Origin of the sequence: Rhodococcus sp. NPDC059179, assembly GCF_042754885.1 — a bacterium.
GTDB lineage: Bacteria > Actinomycetota > Actinomycetes > Mycobacteriales > Mycobacteriaceae > Rhodococcus_G.
Map to the genome: position 1 here is coordinate 89,694 of NZ_JBHZBV010000014.1, position 20,639 is coordinate 110,332.

At 69.9% G+C, this 20,639-nt stretch carries 19 protein-coding genes and 1 pseudogene; 9 read left to right on the top strand and 11 right to left on the bottom strand.

The window, feature by feature from the left end; genetic code table 11:
* Positions 1-12: 12 nt before the first annotated feature.
* A complete protein-coding gene (locus ACFXMV_RS20805) occupies positions 13-1,089 on the top strand; it encodes an NAD(P)-binding domain-containing protein (RefSeq protein ID WP_378500221.1) in 1,077 nt (358 codons plus the stop codon).
* A gap of 6 nt (positions 1,090-1,095) precedes the next feature.
* Here ACFXMV_RS20805 and ACFXMV_RS20810 read toward each other — a convergent pair whose 3' ends face one another.
* The 5 genes from ACFXMV_RS20810 to ACFXMV_RS20830 form a co-directional block, all read right to left on the bottom strand.
* Positions 1,096-1,491: a type II toxin-antitoxin system VapC family toxin gene (locus tag ACFXMV_RS20810; RefSeq protein ID WP_378500220.1), complete on the bottom strand. Its 396-nt coding sequence runs from the start codon at positions 1,489-1,491 to the stop codon at positions 1,096-1,098.
* Positions 1,488-1,754 carry a type II toxin-antitoxin system Phd/YefM family antitoxin gene (locus ACFXMV_RS20815; protein ID WP_378503510.1) on the bottom strand — a complete coding sequence of 89 codons (267 nt, stop codon included), beginning with the start codon at positions 1,752-1,754 and terminating at the stop codon, positions 1,488-1,490. Before ACFXMV_RS20815 ends, ACFXMV_RS20810 begins: the two co-directional genes overlap by 4 nt.
* 23 nt (positions 1,755-1,777) lie before the next feature.
* The gene (locus ACFXMV_RS20820) at positions 1,778-2,746 is read right to left on the bottom strand and encodes a helix-turn-helix domain-containing protein (protein ID WP_378502277.1); all 969 of its coding nucleotides are present in this window, start codon (positions 2,744-2,746) and stop codon (positions 1,778-1,780) included.
* Positions 2,747-2,833: 87 nt separating this feature from the next.
* Positions 2,834-3,439 (bottom strand): relaxase domain-containing protein, encoded by a 606-nt coding sequence (locus ACFXMV_RS20825; protein ID WP_378502276.1) that lies wholly within the window; start codon positions 3,437-3,439, stop codon positions 2,834-2,836.
* A gap of 105 nt (positions 3,440-3,544) precedes the next feature.
* Positions 3,545-5,374 carry a hypothetical protein gene (locus tag ACFXMV_RS20830; RefSeq protein ID WP_378503511.1) on the bottom strand — a complete coding sequence of 610 codons (1,830 nt, stop codon included), beginning with the start codon at positions 5,372-5,374 and terminating at the stop codon, positions 3,545-3,547.
* 145 nt (positions 5,375-5,519) lie between these two features.
* Between ACFXMV_RS20830 and ACFXMV_RS20835 the strand changes: the two genes are divergently transcribed.
* Positions 5,520-5,882, top strand: coding sequence for a hypothetical protein (locus ACFXMV_RS20835; RefSeq protein ID WP_378503512.1), 363 nt, complete (start codon positions 5,520-5,522; stop codon positions 5,880-5,882).
* A gap of 5 nt (positions 5,883-5,887) precedes the next feature.
* On the opposite strand, the gene ACFXMV_RS20840 is transcribed toward ACFXMV_RS20835, so the two are convergent.
* Positions 5,888-6,739 carry an aldo/keto reductase gene (locus ACFXMV_RS20840; RefSeq protein WP_378503513.1) on the bottom strand — a complete coding sequence of 284 codons (852 nt, stop codon included), beginning with the start codon at positions 6,737-6,739 and terminating at the stop codon, positions 5,888-5,890.
* Between the two features lie 61 nt (positions 6,740-6,800).
* On the opposite strand from ACFXMV_RS20840, the gene ACFXMV_RS20845 reads away from it, so the two are divergent.
* Positions 6,801-8,441 (top strand): ABC-F family ATP-binding cassette domain-containing protein, encoded by a 1,641-nt coding sequence (locus tag ACFXMV_RS20845; RefSeq protein ID WP_378500293.1) that lies wholly within the window; start codon positions 6,801-6,803, stop codon positions 8,439-8,441.
* Here the strand turns inward: ACFXMV_RS20845 and ACFXMV_RS20850 are convergent.
* Positions 8,423-9,805, bottom strand: a complete 1,383-nt coding sequence (locus tag ACFXMV_RS20850; RefSeq protein ID WP_378500292.1) for a PepSY-associated TM helix domain-containing protein — start codon at positions 9,803-9,805, stop codon at positions 8,423-8,425. The two genes, ACFXMV_RS20845 and ACFXMV_RS20850, sit on opposite strands and share 19 nt — an antisense overlap.
* 122 nt (positions 9,806-9,927) lie before the next feature.
* Complete coding sequence (locus tag ACFXMV_RS20855; protein WP_378500291.1) at positions 9,928-10,482, bottom strand: hypothetical protein; 555 nt, start codon at positions 10,480-10,482, stop codon at positions 9,928-9,930.
* Between the two features lie 89 nt (positions 10,483-10,571).
* Here ACFXMV_RS20855 and ACFXMV_RS20860 point away from each other — a divergent pair, with 89 nt between their 5' ends.
* The 5 genes from ACFXMV_RS20860 to ACFXMV_RS20880 are packed head-to-tail and all read left to right on the top strand — an operon-like array spanning position 10,572 to position 14,997.
* Positions 10,572-10,859, top strand: a complete 288-nt coding sequence (locus tag ACFXMV_RS20860) for a helix-turn-helix transcriptional regulator (RefSeq protein WP_378500290.1) — start codon at positions 10,572-10,574, stop codon at positions 10,857-10,859.
* A complete protein-coding gene (locus tag ACFXMV_RS20865) occupies positions 10,852-11,406 on the top strand; it encodes a hypothetical protein (protein WP_378500289.1) in 555 nt (184 codons plus the stop codon). The genes ACFXMV_RS20860 and ACFXMV_RS20865 overlap by 8 nt, the downstream gene beginning before the upstream one ends.
* The gene (locus ACFXMV_RS20870; RefSeq protein WP_378500288.1) at positions 11,403-12,305 is read left to right on the top strand and encodes an ABC transporter ATP-binding protein; all 903 of its coding nucleotides are present in this window, start codon (positions 11,403-11,405) and stop codon (positions 12,303-12,305) included. Before ACFXMV_RS20865 ends, ACFXMV_RS20870 begins: the two co-directional genes overlap by 4 nt.
* Positions 12,302-13,486: an ABC transporter permease gene (locus tag ACFXMV_RS20875; RefSeq protein ID WP_378500287.1), complete on the top strand. Its 1,185-nt coding sequence runs from the start codon at positions 12,302-12,304 to the stop codon at positions 13,484-13,486. The genes ACFXMV_RS20870 and ACFXMV_RS20875 overlap by 4 nt, the downstream gene beginning before the upstream one ends.
* Positions 13,487-13,503: 17 nt before the next feature.
* On the top strand, positions 13,504-14,997 hold the full coding sequence (locus tag ACFXMV_RS20880; RefSeq protein WP_378503514.1) for a carboxyl transferase domain-containing protein: 1,494 nt from the start codon (positions 13,504-13,506) through the stop codon (positions 14,995-14,997).
* A gap of 3 nt (positions 14,998-15,000) precedes the next feature.
* Here the strand turns inward: ACFXMV_RS20880 and ACFXMV_RS20885 are convergent, their stop codons facing one another.
* Entirely contained in the window at positions 15,001-15,900 is a 900-nt protein-coding gene (locus tag ACFXMV_RS20885; RefSeq protein ID WP_378501583.1) for an SDR family oxidoreductase, read from the bottom strand.
* The gene (locus ACFXMV_RS20890; RefSeq protein WP_378501584.1) at positions 15,900-16,577 is read right to left on the bottom strand and encodes a GPP34 family phosphoprotein; all 678 of its coding nucleotides are present in this window, start codon (positions 16,575-16,577) and stop codon (positions 15,900-15,902) included. Before ACFXMV_RS20890 ends, ACFXMV_RS20885 begins: the two co-directional genes overlap by 1 nt.
* Before the next feature lie 183 nt (positions 16,578-16,760).
* Between ACFXMV_RS20890 and ACFXMV_RS20895 the strand changes: the two genes are divergently transcribed.
* The gene (locus tag ACFXMV_RS20895; RefSeq protein WP_378503515.1) at positions 16,761-18,647 is read left to right on the top strand and encodes a propionyl-CoA synthetase; all 1,887 of its coding nucleotides are present in this window, start codon (positions 16,761-16,763) and stop codon (positions 18,645-18,647) included.
* A 94-nt stretch (positions 18,648-18,741) separates the two neighbouring features.
* Here the strand turns inward: ACFXMV_RS20895 and ACFXMV_RS20900 are convergent.
* Positions 18,742-20,639: pseudogene (locus ACFXMV_RS20900) on the bottom strand (hypothetical protein); the annotation flags it as partial.

Here is a 20,639-nt window from a genome sequence, read left to right on the forward strand (position 1 = left end):
GAGGTTGCCACCATGCAGACACGGGCGGACGTCGTGGTCATCGGCGCCGGGCAGGCAGGGCTGTCCGCCGGCTACTACCTGCGCCGCTTCGGGCTCGACCCCGGTACGGGATTCGTGATCCTCGATCACTCCCCCGGGCCTGGCGGTGCGTGGCAGTTCCGATGGCCATCGCTGACATTGAGCACCGTCAATCGGGTGCACGACCTTCCTGGCATGCCGTTCACCGATGTCCTGGACGGCACGGCACCCGCGGAGGTACACGCCGCGGAGGCGGTACCCCGGTACTTCGCCGAGTACGAGCGCCGATTCGGGCTGCCGGTCGATCGGCCGGTGCACACCAGGGTGGTCTGCGACCGGGCCGGTGACGGCCTGCTCACCCTGGAGACCGATTCCGGCGCCGTCACCGCCCGCGGGATCATCAACGCCACCGGCACCTGGGAGCGCCCGTTCATCCCGCGCTACCCGGGAGCCGAACGGTTCCTGGGGCGTCAACTGCACACCAGGGACTACCAGAGCGCCGCCGAGTTCGAGGGCGCTCACGTGGTTGTCGTGGGCGGCGGCATCTCCGCCGTGCAACTTCTGGACGAGATCTCCCTGGTCACGTCCACCACCTGGGTGACGCGCAGCGAGCCGCAGTTCCGGGACGAGCCGTTCACGGCTGAGGAGGGCAGGGCCGCGGTTGCCGTGGTCGAGGACCGGGTCCGTCGCGGGCTGCCGCCCGGCTCGGTGGTGTCGGTGACCGGGCTGGCGGTCACCCCAGCGATCCGGGCCGCCCGCGCCCGCGGCGCACTCGCGCGGCTGCCGATGTTCAGCGAGATCACCCCCGACGGAGTGCGGTGGCCGGACGGAACGCAGCGGCGCGCCGACGTGATCCTGTGGTGCACCGGGTTCCGCAGCTCGCTCGACCACCTGGCCCCGCTCCGGCTGCGCGGGCCCGGCGGCGGGATCACCATGACGGGGAGGCTGGCCACGCAGGTCGCGTCCGACCCGCGGATTCACCTGCTCGGCTACGGGCCGTCCGCGAGCACCATCGGGGCGAACCGCGGCGGGCGGGCAGCTGCAGCGGAGCTGATCGAGCACCTGGGCTGAGTCGAGTCAAATACCTGGCGCTGCAACAGGAATGGACAGATCGATCGCAGACTCCGCTAGACGCTGATCGTAAACGACAAACGTCGTGACGGCCGGGCCCAGCGTGTACACGGCCGCCAGGTGGAGTGCATCGAGCGTCCGGAGCGCCGGGGCACCGATCGTTTCTGCCAACCCCGCGATCGCCGGCGTCAGCGACATGGCATCGACCGTGGAGAGAAAGGATCGGGCGCGGGTGACGACCGAGCTCGATACCCTGCCCGCGGCCCGCAGCAGCTCGATGCGCCCGATCGTGCTCGTGACCAGATTCTCGTCGAGCCGGTCGTTCAGCCATCGCGCGAGGGCATCCGATTCCGCCTCCCTGACAACAAGTTTCACCATTGCAGAGGTGTCGAGATAGATCACCGGTCGTCTCGCATCTCGTCGAGCACACCGGTCAGATCACCCTCGGCCAGCAAGCTCGCGTCGATCGCCCGCCGGGAAGTGGGCGCCGGGGCGATCTCGCCGCGCGCAATCAACGCAGCACGCTCATCTTGGCCCGCAGCGAGCGGAACGAGACGAGCGACCGGCTTGCCGCGATCACTGACCTCGACCGATTCCCCCGCCCTGACGCGGGCCACGTACCGGCTCGCGTGCTGCCGGAGCTCCCTGATGCCGATTCGCTCCATGACCTATGGTAGCACTTGAAGTGCTACACCAGGGCCATGGCCCGTTGCCGGATCTGCCTCGGCGACTCACCTGCCATGTCCCTGACCGCGCGGCCGAACTGGCTCAACCCGGTGAACCCGCTGCGGCGTGCGATCTGGCCGACCGACAGGTGCGCGACGCGGGGATCCGCGAGCAGGTCGATACCGTGCCTGACCCGCCGCCTGCGGATCATGCCGTAGACGGAGATGCCGTCGCCCTCCATGAGCTTGTGGAGGTAGCGCGAGCTGACGTTGATCCCCGCGGCGACGCGATCGACGTTCAGCGTCGGATCCGTGAAGTGTCGCTCGATGAAGTCGTACACCCGCGCGCGATTGCCGACGGCCATCTCCTCCGGAGCGGGCGCCTCGTCTGCCGGTTGCGCGATCACGGCCAGCGCCAGGTCCGCGATGGCACGCTCGACCAGCGACTGCTCGGCGAGGGTGTTCGGATGGTGACCGGTCAGCGGCTCGAGCATCCCGACGAGCGCGGCACCGACCGGTGATCCGGAAATGACTGCACCGGTGAGCTTTCGGGCATCGATCGACCTCTCCGCGAGCAGTTGGCGAGGCAGGTAGACGAAGACGCACTCGCTGCCTGCCGCGACGTCGAGTCGGAACTCGCGCCCGAAGTCGACGAAACTGATGTCGCCCGCGCTGCACTGAGCGGAGATGCCTTGCTGTTCGAGCCCGACGGTGCCCGACCGGACGGACGCCACCGCGACATAGTCACCCATCTCGTCGTCGAGCATGGCAGGCGGGCGGACACCCGTGACGGCTGTCGACTTCATCCGGTTCACGCGGACCGCGCCGAAATCCGTGGATCCCATCGACGCGCTGAACCGCGACGGCTGCTCGGCCTCGAATCGGCAGATCCCGGAGAACATGTCGATCCCGTCGGCCCCGCGCATCTGAAGGCCGCCCCGGAACCGCTGCGTCAGACCCGCGGTCTGCAGCAGCGCCGTGCCTGCGTTCAATTCGACCCCCCGTGTCGCCCTTGCCCCCCGACATGAGTTTCAGTACGCACCCTAACGCAACGCCTCGGGCCGTGGCCCGCAACCGAATCAGCCCGCGTCGGCAACCACCCTGTTTTGCTGCGTCAGCGACGGGAACTCGAACCCCCAACCGAGCGATCGCCGCACCCCCATCGCGAGCAGACGCTGGTACTGGGACCACGCGTGCGTCTGCCAGTCCAGGAACCGCTCGACCACGAGCGCCCGCCACTGGTCGTCGTCCAGGGTCAGCGCCAGGGTGGACACGTGCACCCGGGTGCAGATCATCTGACGCTCCGGCGAGATCTCGATCTCCGAGAGCCCGGCCAGACCCACCGCGGGACACCACTCGACTCCGGCGCAGGTGTCGAACCGCACGGCCGTCGCGTGCCGCTCCCAGGTGGCCAACGTCTCCTCGACCGCGTGCTCGTGGGCCGTCAGCACCGCGTCCAGGCGATCGGGCAGTCGTCCGCCGAAGGCCGCGCGCAGAACCGACCGCGGCGGGGTGAAGGTGAGCTCGAGCGAGGACCCGGACCCGAACAGCCACTCCGTGACGCTCCTCTCGGGCGGGTGCACGAACTCCGGCCCTGCGGTGGACGACCCGACCCAACGCAGCCGGGTGAGGTCGGGAGACTGAAGCGGCGGAACGCAATCCGCGTGTTCGATAACCCAGGTCATAGCGGCATGATGACATCCGGACATGCGTTCAGGGTGAACGAATTGTCCGAGTCGGCTCCTGGTGCGCGAATTGTCGACACCCCATGCGCAGATCACCCAGTCCGATCACGAACTGGGCACCACCACACCTACCGGTCCGGATCCCACACACACCGTCAGGTCCGGTCCAAGCGCGCGGACCTCGAGGTGATCACCGCCGCCCGTCAACCGGACGAACACGCTGTTCGGTCCGCTCCGAACGGGCACCGTGACACCTTCCCCCTGCTCGAGCGACACCGCGACCTCGCCGTCCGCCGAGGCCAGGTAGTTCAGCCGAACGGTCCACTCCCAGCCGGCCAGCGGCCCGTCGAGCGGCAGCCTCGCCAGGTCAGACCCGACCCGGTGTCCACAACCCGGATTCGGACCCGGATCGACCGACCGGACCCAGGTCACCGCCGCGTCGACCAGACCTCCCTCATCGTCGAGCATGCGCAGCTCGGGCGTGGCCGCGGCGAACTCGGGTCGATCGGGCAGCGGCCCGAGAACGTGACTGATCAGGTTGTGCGGGTGCGCGACGGGCAGCAACACCCCGAGCGACACCGGCTGCTCGAGCAGTGGCGCATCGGGGTGTGCCGCGAGCGCCGATCGGGCATTGGCCAGGTAGTCGCGCGTCGTGTCGTCCTGCCAGCTCGTGGCGAAGGTCGCAGTCGAGACGAGGCTGCCTGCGACGAACGCGGACATCAGTGCCAGTGCGACCGTCGGGCCTCGCCACGCGCCCGCCAGGACCGTGCGGGCGGGAGCGCGCAGGATGAGAGCGAGCGCGACCGCGATGACCACCGCGCTGTCGGTCAGATAGCGAAGCGTCTGCCCGAGCTCGAAGGTCGTCCCCACACCCGACCGGGTCACGACCATCGCCGCCACCGAGGCGAACACATAGGCCGCAACCGCGATCCACACCCAGCCGACGCGCCGCTTCCAGACCACGGTCGCGGCGACGGCGGTCGCCGCGAGGACACCACTCGCGGCGATGAGCAACGCGGGCGGGTCCGCCCACGGCGGGCTCGGCGGCCAGCGGTCCCAGGTCCAGGGCCCGCCGAAGAGTGTCGGCAGCAATCCCTTCGACGTCGCGTGCCGGATCATCTCGATCGCCGATACACCGTCGTGCGGCGCCAAGTCCGTTGTCACCGTGAGGCGATAGATCAGCGACCACACGACCACCAACAGCAGCGCGGGCGCCCAGAGCAGGGCCCCACGGGTCACGGCGGTGCGAATCGGTCGCGCCCGGCCGTCGACCCGGTAGATCAGGGCGACCGCGACGAGGGCGACCAACGGGACCAGCACGGCCTTCTCGAAGAACTGCAGCGACGCGGCGAACACCAGCACCCCGGAAATCGCGTAGCGCGCTCTGCCGGTGCGGCACAACCGGATCGCGTCCCCGGTCACCCAGGCGAGGCCGATCTGCAGCGGCAGCGCGTTGAGGCCGGCGGCCCACCAGGCGAACGCGGGCAGGGTCAGCGGCGAGAACAGGTAGAACACCAGCGGGATCAGGATGACCGGGCGGCGCCCGAGGATCAGCAGGAGCAGTCGCAGCACGGCCAGCGAGGCCAGCGCCTGGAGCGCGAGGAGCATCAGCGCTGGCACCAGCCAGTGATACGGCGCCAACCGTGTCGCGATCCCGGCGGCCAGGAAGGCCGCGGGCATGAAGTGCCCGTCGTGGTCGTAGAACAGGAACTCCGACGACAGCAGCGGCATGGAGCCCGACCGCCCGGCCAGGATCAGGTCGTCCCAGTAGAAGTAGCCCCGACTCAGGACCACGCCGCGCACGGCCAACTGCAGGGCGATCAGTGCGCAGGCGACCTGCAGAACGCGACCGCCGGAGGGTTGCCACCAGCGGGGCGCCCGGCGCGGCCGGTCGTCGGCGGCCGGGTACGCAGGGACGAGCGTTTCGGCGCGCATGGTGGCACCGACCCTAGTGGCTCGGGTCCCGACAACGCCCTTGACGGCGAAGTATGGCTCCAGAACCGCCAACTACGCCTGGCTCCGCTAGCTAGGATCAGTGCTTGGTGTTCGCCCAGAGTCCCGTGCGACCGAGAGGACCCAGATGCGTTTCCTCAAGCTTGCCGCCACCGCCGCCGCACTCGTCGCGGTGCCCGCTGTCCTCGCGGCACCAGCCGCACAGGCCCTGACCCCTCGGACCGTCTTCGGGACGGTGACCTGCAAACACGGCCAGCGGAGTGCACCACCGGTGGCGGTGTGGGTGGTCGCCGAGGAGGGCGAATCCGGGTGGGCGGATCTCGACGACCCGGTCGGCCCCGGATCGGTACGCGAATATTCGTACACGGCCTATGACGCGGAGCGATTCCGACTCGTCGTCGGGTGCGGGGGAACAGCCAAGCAGGCGGAGCGGTCCGTCGTCACCGGCTGGATGAAATCCGGTCGCCACAACCTGACCTTGAACTACTGACAGGACTACCCCATATCGAACTCGTCCGGATCGGGCCCGATCCGGTTGCCGACATCCAGACCGGCGATCGCTGCCAGGTCATCGGAATCGAGTTCGAAGTCGAAGACGTCGATGTTCTGCCGAATCCGGTACGGCGTCACGGACTTCGGAATCGCGACGGTGCCGACCTGCAGGTGCCACCGCAGCACCACCTGCGCGGTGGAGCGCTGATGCTTCTCGGCGATCCGCGCCAGCACCGAGTCCTCGAGCAGCGCGCCGCCCTGACCGAGCGGCGACCACGCCTCGGTGACGATGCCGTGCGCGGCATGGAAGGCCCGCAGCTCCGGCTGCGCGAAGTCCGGGTGCACCTCGACCTGGTTGATCGCAGGCACCACTGACGTCTCGTCGATCATGCGGCCCAGCTGCGCGGGCTGAAAGTTGGAAACACCGATGGAGCGCACCCGCCCCTCGGCCTTCAGCTCGGCGAAGGCCCGCCAGATTGCGACATAGTCCTCGCGCATCGCGCGCGGCCAGTGGATCAGGTACAGATCGAGATAGTCGAGGCCGAGCCGCTCGAGGGAGGCGTCGAACTCGCGGCGAACCGAGTCGGCCGTCCAGGTCTCCGCCGAGTCGTTCCACAGCTTGGTGGTGACGAACAACTCGTCACGAGTCACCCCCGAGTCCGCGATAGCCCGGCCGGTACCGACCTCGTTGCCGTAGATGGCCGCGGTGTCGATGCTCCGGTAGCCGATGCTCAATGCACTGGTCACGGCCGTGTAGCTCTCATCGTCGGGCACCTGCCACACCCCGAACCCGAGCTGCGGAATGGTATTGCCGTCGTTCAGCGTCACGTTCGGGACTGGGCTCACAGAGGTCATGCATCGGAACAACCGCCGCCGTCGGCGCCTTGTTCCCCTGCCTGCTGAGACAATCGACGCCATGACCGCAACACTGCACGCCGATGGGCTGTCCGCATCCCGCGGCGAGCGCACCCTCTTCTCCGAGCTCGACCTCGTCGTGGCCCCCGGCGACGTGATCGGACTGGTGGGCGCCAACGGCGCGGGCAAGTCCACCCTGCTCTCCATCCTGTCCGGACACACCACCGCGGACATCGAGGGATCGGTGACCCTCAGTCCCCCGCACGCCACCGTCGGATACCTCACCCAGGAGCCCGAGCGGCTGCCCGGCGAAAGCGTCGAGGGCTTCCTCGGCAGGCGCACGGGCGTCACCGAGGCCGAGGAGGAGATGAACGCAGCCGCGGAGGCGCTCGCGGACGAGGGCGGCGACGACAGGTACTCGCACGCGCTCGAACGTTGGCTCAGCCTCGGCGGCGCCGACCTGTCCGAGCGCGCCGAGAAGGTCCTGGCCGACCTCGGCCTGGACGTCGGGCTCGACGCGGAGATGACCGCGCTGTCCGGCGGACAGGCCGCCAGGGCGGGACTGGCCTCGCTGCTGCTCTCCCGCTACGACGTGCTGCTGCTCGACGAGCCGACCAACGACCTGGACCTCGACGGCCTCGAGCGGCTGGAACGGTTCGTGGCGGAGGCCCGCACCGGCATCGTGGTGGTCAGCCACGACCGAGAGTTCCTGGCGCGCACCGTGACCGGGATCGTCGAACTCGACCTCGCCCAGCAGCAGATCGCGGTGTACGACGGCGGGTACGAGGCCTATCTCGCGGAGCGGGCCATCGCCCGCCAGCATGCGCGGGAACGCTACGAGGAGTACGCGGACACCAAGTCGGGACTCGAGGATCGCGCTCAGATGCAACGCAACTGGCTCGAGCACGGCGTCCGCAACGCACGTCGCAAGGCCAAGGGCGGCGACTCCGACAAGATGGGACGCAAGGCCCGCGCCGAGTCAACCGAGAAGCAGGCCGCGAAGGCCCGGCAGACGCAGCGCCGGATCGAGCGGCTCGAGGTGGTCGAGGAGCCCCGCAAGGAGTGGGAGCTCCGCATGCAGATCGCGGATGCCCCGCGCAGCGGCACCGTGGTCGCCACCGTGAGCGGCGCCGTTGTTCAGCGTGAAACATTTCGTCTCGGGCCGATCAGCGCCCAGATCGAGTGGGGCGACAGGGTTCTCATCACCGGGCCGAACGGTTCCGGAAAGACGACGCTGCTCCGGCTGCTGCTCGGCAAGCTGCTCCCCGACGAGGGCACCGCGGCGCTCGGCTCCGGCGTCGCGGTCGGCGAGGTCGATCAGGCGCGCGGACTCTTCGAGGGCGACGAGGCGCTGTCGGCGGCGTTCGGCGCCCAGGTGCCCGACTGGCCTGACGCCGAGGTGCGCACCCTGCTCGCCAAGTTCGGCCTGCGCGGCGCGCACGTGCTGCGACCGGCGAGCTCCCTGTCCCCCGGCGAACGCACCAGGGCCGCACTGGCATTGCTGCAAGCCCGCGGGGTCAACCTGCTGGTGCTCGACGAGCCGACCAACCACCTGGACCTGCCCGCCATCGAACAGCTCGAGCGCGCCATGGACGAGTACGAGGGCACGCTGCTGCTGGTCACCCACGACCGGCGGATGCTGGACACGATGCGCAGCACCCGCCGGTGGCGGATGGACGGCGGTCAGCTCACGGAATCCTGACGGGGTCTCACCAGCCCCAGCAATACGTCCACGATCAGGAAGCCAAGCAGCGAGAGGCCGAGCAGCGGCACGAAGACGCCGCAGGCCACCGCGACCACTGCGACGGCGCCGATGGCAGGCCATGGCAGTCGCCGCAGCGCCCCACGACGCGGCAGGGCACCGAGCGCGAATCGGTCCGAGCGGCCCGGTCGCCGCTGCCACCACATCCGATAGCCGCCCGCGATCAGCACGATCAGCGCGAGCGCGAGCGCCGCGAGCAGCAGCTGGTTGGCGATCCCGAACAGGGTGCCCATATGGCCGGCGATCCCCCACGAGGTGAGCTTGGCGGCGAGCGGGTAGTCCGCGAACCGGAGCTCGTCGGTGACCCGCATCGTCGCACCGTCGACCGCGACGGAGTCACTCTCCGTCGCCACCTCCTTGACCGTCCACGCGTTATCAGCACTCTCCGGGACGATCGCGGACAGCGATCCGGTCAGGCCGCGGTCGCGGGCCACCGCGAGCACGCCGTCCACGTTCGCGAGGTCCACCGAAGGCGCCACCGGAACGGCCGCGGCGTCGTGACCGTCGTGCTCACCGGCGGGCGATCCCGCACCGCCGCCGAGCTCGGTATCCAGTTTCGGTGTGGTCCAGCTCATCTCGGTCCGCAGGGTCTTCACATTCTTGCCCGCGTGGTCCGACCAGGTCAGTCCGGTGGCCGAGAGGAAGATCAGCCCGAGGGCCGCGCAGGCACCGATGACGCCGTGCCGGTTCATGGTGCGCCCGCGGCCGGTCGCCGCCCTGCCCTGGGTCAGGACCCGACCCCGGGACTTCTTCCACCACAGGTACAGCCCGGCCAGCGCGATCACGCCGAGCCACGATGCGGCCATCTCGCTGTAGAGGTTGCCGAGCTCGCCGAGGTGCAGGTTCTTGTGCAGCGCCGACAGCCAGGCCCGCAGCGGCAGGTCGCCGGAGTCCGAGGCCAACGAACCGAGCACGTCGCCGCTGCCCGGGTCGACGAAGACGGTGCTCTCCCCCGAGCCGACGCCCGGATCAGCGAACACCACGCGGGTGGAGCCGCCCGCGTCGCCGGGTGTCTGCAGCGACAGGACGGTAGCGGGGTCACGGCCGTCGAGCGCGGCCCGCAGCTGTTCGGACGCAGGAAGGGCCCGATCCGAGGCGGACGCCTCGAGGTAGTCGCCGTAGATGAGATTCTCGAGCGTCGGCGCGAACGCGTAGACGAACCCCGTCAGGGCCGCGACCAAAAGGAAAGGTCCGACGAGCACGCCTGCGTAGAAGTGCAGGCGCAGCAGGAGCTTTCGCAGCGCCTGGGATTCGGTGCCCGGCGGCGTGGATTTGGGCACACCGGATTCGGTGGTGATGGTCATGACATCGCTTTCGTCGATCAGACAAGGGTGCGCGAATCCCAAAGGAACCGGAGAACATGGGAACCGCGAGAAACCGCGCCCCGGCCGAGGCGGCCGTGGTTACGCGGTGGGTGAAGGTGTGATCAGACGAAAAGCGGTGGCCCGCGGCGCGAGACCGACACGCGGCAGAGCGCGGCCACGAGCGGGTGCACCTCGGCGACGGGTCGCCAGCTGCGGGGTCGTTCGAGGACGGGGATGGCGACGACGAGCGCGGCGACGACCGCACGCAACGCGGCCTCCGTGCGCGGGCCGATCCGTTCGGCCGCCGCGATCAGGGCCGCGCAGACGCCGATCGCGACGGCGTGCGCGGCGAGCATCTGCGGGCTCAGGCCGCCGATCGGCCCCGAAGCCATGTCCGCGTGGTGACCGCTGCCGCCGAACGCCAGCGTGGTGTGGGCGCCGAGCTGCCCGACCGCCAGGATCGGGACCAGCGCCGGTCCCCCGCGGCGAAGTACGGGCACCGCGCCCATCACGGCGACCAGCACGGCGGCGAATCCGGCGAGCAACATCAGGGTGGACCCGGCGGGCAGCCCGCCGCCGCCCACGCCGTGCGCTGCGACAGCCACCGCCGCGGTGGTCGACCCGACCGCCGCACAGCGCACACGGCGAGAGAGCTTCTCACCAGGGCCGACGCGCATGCGCGAACCGTACTACATCGTGTAGGACTCATTCGCCTGGCCATAGGGACTACTTGACAGACTGTTGCGTTTTCCAAACAATCTGATGCATGAGCCCGGTACGACGCGGCGAATCGCGCCCCATCTTCAACCGCATCGCGGTATTGCGGGCGGAGCGCTCGCTCAGCCGGGTCCGGCTGGCGGAACTGATCGAGGTGAACCCGCAGACCGTGGGTGCGCTCGAACGCGGCGACCACTACCCGAGCCTCGACCTGGCGATGCGGATCTGCGAGGTGTTCGGCCTGCCGATCGAGGCGGTGTTCTCGCGGACCGAGTTCACCCCGCTGTCCACGGAGCTCTACCGATCACGCGAGTCAGGAGTGACCCGAGATGCCTGAGATGAACCTCGTCGAGCGCTATCAGGCGCACCGCACCAGGAGGTTCCTCGCGAACTCCGAGAAGTGGCGACACATGCTGCCCGGCTGGCGCACCCAGCGCCGCCGTCGGATCCTCGTGATCGCACTGTCGGCGACCTTCACGTTCATGTTCGTGGTCGGGGTGCTGTGCCACTTCTTCGAACGCGCCCCGCTGCTGTGGCTGCCCGCGTCCCTGCTGTTCTTCCCGATCTGGATCTCGTTGCAGATCGCGTCCGGCCGCCAAGGCGACGCACCCGTCGCAACACTCGACGAGTGGGAGGTACAGCAGCAGAGCGCGGCCCGCTCGACCGGACTGACAATCACCCAGTGGCTGGTGCTGATCCCGGTGGTCTACCTCACCTACGGCAGCGCCATCACCGGCGGCGAGCACCCCACGATGGCCTACGCCGGCGGACTGCTCACCCTCACGGCCCTCATGATCGGCGGCTGCTCGCCCGCCATGATCCTGGCCTGGAGCCGACCCGACCCCGATCCCGAGTCCGACGAATTCCCCATGGAGGCAGCGTGACCGAGAACCCCACCCTCACCATCGACCACGTCAGCAAGCGGTACGGCGAAGTCGTCGCGCTCGACGACCTCAGCTTCGAGGTGAAGCCCGGCGAGATCTTCGGCTTCGTCGGCAGCAACGGCGCAGGCAAGACCACCACCATGCGGATCGCGCTCGGCGTGCTCTCCGCGGACTCCGGCGAGGTGCGGCTCGGCGGCAGACCCGTCGACCTGGAGGTGCGCCGCACCATCGGCTACATGCCGGAGGAGCGTGGCCTCTACCCGAAGATGAAGGTCGGCACCCAGCTCTCGTATCTGGCCGAGCTGCACGGACTCTCGCGCGTCGAGGCCAGGGCTTCGGTGACCCGCTGGACCGATCGACTCGGCATCGCCGAACGCGTCGGCGACACCGTCGACTCCCTGAGCCTCGGCAACCAGCAGCGCGTCCAGTTGGCCGCTGCACTGGTCCACGACCCGGCGGTACTGGTGCTGGACGAGCCGTTCTCCGGCCTCGACCCGGTCGCGGTGGACGTGATGAGCGCCGTCCTGATCGAGAAGGCGAAGACCGGTGTGCCGGTGATCTTCTCCAGCCATCAGCTCGATCTGGTCCAGCGGCTGTGCGATCGCGTCGGCATCATCGCGCAGGGGAAGATGCGCGCGATCGGCGCAGTCGACGAGCTACGCAGCGGCGAGAACGCCCAGCTGACCGTGCACGCCCCCGGCGCCCCCGACGGCTGGGCGCGGCACCTGGCCGGGGTGAGCACGGTCAGCCACACCGACGGGCGGACCGTGCTGACGCTCGAACCCGGCGCCGACGACCAGGCGATTCTCGCGGCGGCCCTGAAATCCGGACCGGTGCATGAGTTCTCGTTGCACCGGCCGTCCCTCACCGATCTGTTCCGAGAGGTGGTCGCCGCATGAACCCGGCCCACGCCATCGCCCTTGTCGCCCGGCGCGAGTTCCTCACCCAGGTCCGCAAGAAGAGCTTCCTGATCAGCAACGCGGTCATCCTGCTCGCGATCATCGGCAGCATTGTCGGCTACTCGATCTTCTCCGGCGGCGACGAGGCCGACCGCGCCGCCATCGGACTGGTCGGCGACCAGTCGCTGTCCGCGTCGCTGGTGTCCACCGGCGAACAGGTGGGGACACCCGTCGAGGTGTCCGAGGTCCCCGACGAACGGACCGCCCGCGACCGCGTCGGCAGCGGCGACCTCGACGTCGCCGTCATCCCGAACCCGGACGGATCCGCCACCGCCGTCACCGAATCCGAGATCGATGCCGGGCTCCGCACCGTTGTCGACGTCGCGGTTGCGGGCCAGGCGCAGCAGCGGGCACTGGCTGCCCAGGGCGTCGACGTCGCACAGTTGAGTGCGGTGACCGGCGCGGCCGTGGTCACCGTCGAGGCGATCGATCCGCCCGACCCCGAACAGGGCCAGCGCACCGCACTGTCGATCGCCGCCGTGATCCTGCTGTACATGCAGATCCTCGGCTTCGGCATGTACGTCGCCATGGGCGTGGTGGAAGAGAAGTCCAGCCGGGTGGTCGAGCTGCTGCTGTCCACGCTGCGCCCGCTGCAGCTGTTGTGGGGCAAGGTCATCGGCATCGGCGCGGTCGGGCTGGTGCAGCTCACGGCGTACGGCATCGCCGGGGTCGGTGCCGGTATCGCCACCGGCGTCCTGACCGTCACGGGCACCGCGATCGGCGTGCTCGCGGGCACCCTCGGCTGGTTCGTACTCGGCTTCACCTTCTTCGCGGTGCTCTACGCCGCGGCCGGCTCGATGGTCTCACGCCAGGAGGACGTGAACTCCACGACGATGCCCCTGATGCTGCTGATCATGGCGATGTTCTTCACCGCCTTCTCCGCGGTCAGCAACCCGGACGGCACGCTGAGCAATGTGCTGAGCTGGATCCCGCCGTTCTCCGCGATCCTGATGCCGCTGCGGATCGCGGCCGGGGTGACCGGGCCGGCGCAGATCGTCGGCACCATCGCCATCATGACGGCGACGACCGTGGCGCTCTCCCTCGTCGCCGCGAAGATCTACGAGCGTTCGATCCTTCGGGTGGGCAAGACCGTGTCCTGGCGGGAGGCGTTCGGACGCTAGTGCCCTAGGGTCGCGGTATGACCGCGCGACTGTCCGCCCGCGAGATCCTCGACCTGGTGCTCGACGCCGGCAGCTACGAGTCCTGGGACCTGCCGCCGATCCGGGTCGAGGCGAATACCTCCTACCGTGCCGATCTCGATGCCGCGCAGGCGAAGACCGGCCTGGACGAGTCGGTGATCACCGGCGTCGGCACGGTGCGTGGACGCCGGGTCGCGGTGATCGCCTGCGAGTTCGGCTTCCTCGCCGGGTCCATCGGCGTCGCCGCGGCCGAACGGATCGTCACCGCGATCGAACGCGCGACCGCGGAGGGGCTGCCGCTGCTGGCGTCACCGACGTCGGGCGGCACCCGGATGCAGGAGGGCACCCTGGCCTTCGTGCAGATGGTGAAGATCGCCGCCGCCGTCACCGTGCACAAGGCCGCGCACCTGCCGTACCTGGTGTACCTGCGCAACCCGACGACCGGCGGGGTGTTCGCGTCCTGGGGTTCGCTGGGGCACGTCACGGTCGCCGAGCCGGGCGCGCTGATCGGTTTCCTCGGCCCGCGGGTGTACCAGGCGCTGTACGGCGAGAAGTTCCCCGAGGGCGTGCAGACCGCCGAGAACCTCTACAACAGTGGGGTGATCGACGGCGTCGTGTCGCCGAAGTGGTTGCGGCACCTGGTTCATCGCGCGCTGCGGGTGATGACCGGCGAGGCCGGTCAGTGGGTGGATCAGAACCCCGAGCCTGCCGACATCCCGGACGTACCCGCCTGGCAGTCGGTGATGCTCTCGCGCCGTGCGGACCGTCCCGGCATCCGGCAACTGCTGCGGTACGCCGCCACCGAGCAGGTCCCGCTCAGCGGCACCGGGCAGGGCGAGGCCGACAAGACGGTGCTGGTGTCACTCGCCCGGTTCCGGGGCGCGCCGTGTGTGCTGTTCGGTCAGGACCGCAGCGGCCAGTCGCCGGAACACACGATGGGACCGGCGGCACTGCGTGAAGCGCGGCGGGCGATGAAGCTCGCCGAGGAACTGCGGATCCCACTGGTACTGGTCATCGACACGCTCGGCGCCTCGTTGTCGAAGGAGGCCGAAGAGAAGGGGCTGGCCCCGGAGATCGCGCGCTGCCTCGCCGACCTGGTCACTCTCGACACCGCGACCGTCTCGGTGCTGCTCGGGCAGGGCACCGGCGGCGGCGCCCTCGCCCTGCTGCCCGCGGACCGGGTGCTGTCCGCTCAGAACGGCTGGCTCGCGCCGCTGCCCCCGGAGGGCGCCAGCGCCATCGTGCACCGGGACACCACGCATGCGCCGCAGATGGCCGCGGCCCAGGGCATTCGCTCGCTGGACCTGCTGCGCGACGGCGTCATCGACGCGATCATCCCGGAGTCACCCGACGCGGCGGACGAGCCGATCGGATTCTCCAAGCGGGTCGGAGAGGCCATCGCCAGGGAGCTCGCGTCACTGGTCGATCAGCCCGCCGCGGATCGGTACGCGGCCCGGATCGCCCGCTACCGGAACCTGGGACTGCCTCGCTGATCGTCAGCGATATCCGGTGGTGTCGGCCGGTCTGCCGGGGTCCTGGACCTCGACCAGGTAGCGCCACGCGTCGGGCCTGCTGCCGTCGAGGTCGGTGAAGCCGTAGACCCTTGCCAACTGCCCGCTGGAGAGCGACTGCCCGTTCCAGCGCGCGACGTCGGGGTCCCGGGCGAGTGCCGCGACGGCCCGGCCGACGTAGGAGGGGCTCTCCGAGATGGCGAAGTGCGGGATCCGCTCGATGGCATCGCGCCAGTTCGACTCGGCGACGCCGAAATTGTCGAGCATCATCTCCGACCGCAGCCAGCCCGGCGTGAGCAGGACCGCGGTCGCCCCGCGCGGACCCAGTTCGTGGGCCAGCGCGAACGCCATCCGGCTGACCGCCGCCTTGGCCAGGTCGTAGAAGAACGAGACCCGGTAGTTGGCGGCGTTGTACTCGTCGGTCCCGTCGGTCACCTCTACGACGAGGCCGCCCGGGGTCTCGAGGAGCAGCGGGATCGCGAAATGACTGGTGATGGCATGGGTGTCGACGCCGAGGCGCAGGTACCGCAGCCCGACGTCCAGGGACGACTCCCACACCGTCTTGTCCCACTCCATCTCGGTGGCACCCCAGATGTCGTTGACCAGAACGTGCAGCGCGCCCTGCTCGTCCCGGATCCGCGCCACCAGCGCGCGTACCTCGTCGGGCACCAGATGGTCGACCCGGACCGGGATCCCGCGGCCGCCCGCCGCGTCCACGAGGGCCGCGGTCTCCTCGATCGTCTCCGAGCGGTTCATCTCCGATCGCCGCGGCCCGCTCGTGCGGCCGGTGACGTAGACCGTGGCGCCGACCGCACCGAGCTGCACTGCGATCCCACGGCCCGCGCCTCTGGTCGCACCCGCGACCAGCGCGACCTTTCCTCGCATCAGGAGGCGCCGCCCGCCGTGGCCGCGGGGATGATCACCGCGACCATGATTGCCGCGTTCACTGCCTCGACCGTCCTGCGGACCGCGACACCCGCCCATTCTCCGTCGGCGATCTCCTTGGCCCGCTTCTTGATTGCGCGGCGATCCCCGTCCGGGACGACCGCGGGCGCCGCGTCGACGGCGGAAAGCAGCGACACCAGCGCGGCGGTCCGTTCGCTCGGGGCGGCGCCGTCCACCAGGGCAGCCCGCAGCTCGTCGCGGACCGCGCGCTCGTGGCTCTCGTCGACCGCGGGCCACACCTTGGTCGGGAAGATGCCGAGCAGGCGCCCCTTCGCCTCGTGCACCCAGCCCCTGTCCACGATCCGCTGGAGGACGGCCTCGCGCAGCCGATGGTCGATCTTCTCGATCGCGCGTTCCGGCTTGAGTGGCTTCGACTCCCGGATCTGGTCGACCGCGTGCGCGAGGATCGGGTCCTCGGGCAGCGTGTCGTCGCGCAGCACGAGCCTGCCCTTCTTCACCTCCTCCCCTTCCCCCGCCGGGCGGACGACGCCGTCGAGGGCGAGTTCGAGGAGGACCGCACCGGCCAGGGCCCGCGGCAGCGCGGTGCTGTCGACCAGCGGCTTTCCGGTCTCGTCGTCGAGCAGGAGCAGGAGCAGATCTTCGGCGAGAAGAGTCATGCACCCACGGTACGTCGATTCGTCGGGGCGGGGGCTCCTGCTTCACAACCGTTCACCGACGGTTCGCCGCCGCCCGGCGCAGGGGGTGTCCGCGGCGGGCCCAATCGCCCTGCCGCCCCCATCCGGTCACCTAGGGTGTAGTGCGCGTCACACCCGCGCGGAGCGATGAGAGGACACGAGTCGATGAGTTACGCCGAGGCCTACCGTGAGAGCGTCGAGCAGCCGGAGAGCTTCTGGCTGAATGCCGCCGCCGCGCTCGACTGGGACGTCGCCCCAACCCGCGCCCTCGACGACTCCGATGCCCCGATGTACCGCTGGTTTCCCGACGCCACACTGAACACCTGCTTCAACGCCCTCGACCGGCACGTCGCCGCCGGCCGCGGCGAGCAGGCGGCGCTGATCTACGACTCGGCGATGCTGGGCACCACCCGCACCTACAGCTACGCCGACCTGCTCGACGAGGTCTCGCGTTTCGCGGGCGTACTTGTCGCACAGGGCGTCACCGCGGGTGACCGGGTGATCGTGTACATGCCGATGATCCCGGAGGCCGCGATCGCGATGCTCGCGTGCGCCCGGATCGGCGCGATCCACTCGGTGGTGTTCGGTGGGTTCGCCGCCGCCGAACTCGCCGCGCGCATCGACGACGCCGAGCCCAAGGCCCTGATCACCGCGTCCGGCGGCCTCGAACCCGGCCGGACCATCGAATACCTCCCGATGGTGGCGCGGGCCCTCGGCCTCACCGACAAGGCGCCCACCACGATCATCGTCAAGGACCGCGAGCAGATCCCCGGCAGCGCCGCCGACCACGACGGCTGGCTGGACTGGGACACCGCGGTCGCCGCCGCCGAACCCGCAGGCTGCGTGTCCGTGGCCGCGACCGATCCGCTCTACATCCTGTACACCTCCGGCACCACCGGGAAGCCGAAGGGCGTGGTCCGCGACAACGGCGGCCACGCGGTGGCCCTGGCCTGGTCGATGCGCAACCTCTACGACATCGGCGCGGGCCAGGTGATGTGGACGGCCTCCGACGTGGGCTGGGTCGTCGGGCACTCGTACATCGTGTACGGGCCGCTGCTGGTCGGCGCGACGACCGTGCTGTACGAGGGCAAGCCGGTCGGGACCCCCGACGCGGGCGCGTTCTGGCGCGTGATCGGCGACCACAAGGTGCGCGCCCTCTTTACCGCACCGACCGCGATCCGCGCGATCCGCAAGGTCGATCCCGAGGCGAAAGAGCTTGCCAAGTACGACATCTCCTCGCTCGAGACCCTGTTCGCGGCGGGCGAGCGACTGGATCCCGACACCTACGAATGGGCCACCGAGAAGCTCGGCGTCCCGGTCATCGACCACTGGTGGCAGACCGAGACCGGCTGGGCCATCTGCGCGAACCTGCGCGGGCTCGAGCCGATGCCGATCAAGGCCGGCTCCCCGACCGTGCCGGTGCCGGGCTATCACGTCGAGATCCTGGACGGGGAGGGCGCGCCTGTGCAGGCGGGCACCGAGGGCAACATCGTCATCACGCTGCCGATGCCGCCCGGCACGCTGGCAGGGCTGTGGCGGGACCAGGACCGGTACGTCAAGTCGTACCTGGCGACCTTCCCCGGTTACTACCTCACCGGCGACTCCGGCTACATCGACTCCGACGGGTACGTCTTCGTGCTCGGCCGCAGCGACGACGTCATCAACGTTGCGGGGCACCGTCTTTCGACCGGCAGCATGGAGGCTGTCGTCGCCGCGCACGCCGCGGTCGCCGAGTGCGCGGTGATCGGAATCAAGGACGAACTCAAGGGGCAGCGGCCGAGCGGGTACGTCGTGCTCAAGGCCGGCGCCGACATCGACCCGGAGCAGCTTCGGGTGGAACTGGTCGCCATGGTCCGCGATCAGATCGGCGCGGTCGCAACCTTCCGCGACGTCACCGTCGTGCAGGCGCTGCCCAAGACCCGGTCCGGGAAGATCCTGCGCAAGACCATGCGGCAGATCGCGGATCACGACGAGTACACCGTGCCCTCGACGATCGAGGATCCCGCGGTGCTCGACGCGCTGGCGCGATTGCTCGGCGGACCCGACTCGTAGGGCCTCCCGCACTGCCACGAAGCCCCGCGGTCCCGCCTCTCAGGACTTCCCGCTCCGGAGTGCCCTGCCGCAGACTTCCATGGTGCCGACCCGTTCAGAACGGTGGTGGTTCCGCAGGCATCGGCGGTGTCGGCGGCGGGGTGTAGCCGCGGCGGCCGGTGATGTGCGGGGCGGGGGTGGCCAGGGTGTTGCTGCCGTGGGCGCCTGCCGGGAGGGTCACGGCAGTGGTGCCGGTGCTCGAGGTCCAGACCAGGGCGTGGCCGGGCAGTGCTATCACCCGCCAGAACCCGAGCGTCTTGAGTTGGTGATGAAACTGGCACAGGCATTGCAGGTTGGTGACGATGGTCCAGCCGCCGGAAGCCGGGTTGTAGAGCCAGTATTCGACGATGTGGTCGAGTTGGCATTGTGCTGCGGGGCGGGTGCAGCCGGGGAACCGGCAATGCCCATCGCGGGCGCGGACGAGTGCGGTGGTGGCTGCGTCGGGGCGGTAGGTCAATGCGCCGTCGGGCGGGGTGGTGAGGCCGCCGTGGCCGTCTGGGTACTGCGGTCGGGCCAGGGTCGGGTCGGCCTCGATGGCGGCGGTGATCGCGTCGATCATGGTGCCGACGCTGGTCGGCGCGGGTGTGGTCGTCGGGGTGCCCGGCTCGACGGCGGTATCCCCGGCGGTGGTGTCGGTGTCGTGTCCGAAGTCGTGCGTGGTGGCCTGCGTCGGCCCAATTGGCGACCCCTGCCCCGTGGTTCCGGGCGGTGGATTCGTGTGGCGGCGTTGGGCTCGCGGTGGTGGCGGTATCCCCGGCGGCGCCGGGGGTAGCGTCCCGAATTCGGGGACGTAGCCAGCCTTGCGGCGGCCGCCGCGGGCGAGAAACGAGCGCAGGCAGAACCGCGGCGGTAAAGGCGGTGGTGTGTCGGGCTCGGTGCGGGCAGACGTGTCCGCCTCCGCGTGGGCTTCCGGCCCGAGATCCGGTTCTGGCTCGGGATCTGGCACTTGCTCACGCTTACGGGCGGTATCCCGCGCCGGCTCCGCCATGCGGTCCGGCTCTTGCTCCGGCTTCCGGGCAGGTTCCGGCTCCGGCTCTGTGTCGCGGTCCGGCTCCGGCTCTGTGTCGCGGTCCGGCTCCGGCTTTGTGTCGCGGTCCGGCTCCGGCTTTGTGTCGCGGTCCGGCTCCGGCTTTGTGTCGCGGTCCGGCTCCGGCTTTGTGTCGCGGTCCGGCTCCCGCTCTGAGTCGCGGCCCGGGTCCGGCGCCAGTCCCCAATGCGGCCATGACCGCGATCCCGGCTGCGGCACAACGCTATCCGGCGGTTCAGCAGCCACAGCAGATTCGGCCGCGCGGAGATCGGGTACGCCGGAATCACTGTCGTGGGTGCGCCGCCGACCGGTGTCGCTTCGGGTCGCGTCGGTGCTGATGGTGTCAGCCTCGGCGCCTGCATCGTCTGTGCCGGCCTCAGCCGCACTGTTACCCTCGGCCGCTGCGCTGCGAGCGCCCGTGGCCGTGTCCGTGCCTTCGCCTGTGTCGACTGCACTGCTGCCAGCATCGGCGTCGCAATCGATGTCGGCGCTGCGGTCCGTATCGGCAGGGCTGTCGTCGCGAGCGCGGGCCGCGCTGCCAGCTTCAGCCCCGCCAGCGCCGGCCGCACTGTTGCCGATATCGGCGTGGCTATCGCTCTCGGTGCCCGTACCCCTATCAGCGGCATTGCCGTCGGCTTCGCTGTCGGCCGCACGACCGGTATCGGTGTCGCTGTCATCGTCGTCGTGGTTGATCAGGCCGAGCTCCTCAGCCAGATCCAGCGCCTCGGTGAGCAATGCCTGCCACGTCCCGTCCGCGGCCAACCTCCGCGCCAACTCCGGATCAATCAACCCGTGCCCATGCAGGTACGCCGGCCGCGACAGCAACCCCAGCAGCGTCGCCACATCCATCGTGATCTGCGTCAACGGTGCCCGCCGACCCGGCAACGCGGTACGCCCCGCCTGCGAGCAGTCGTCCCGCTCGCAGC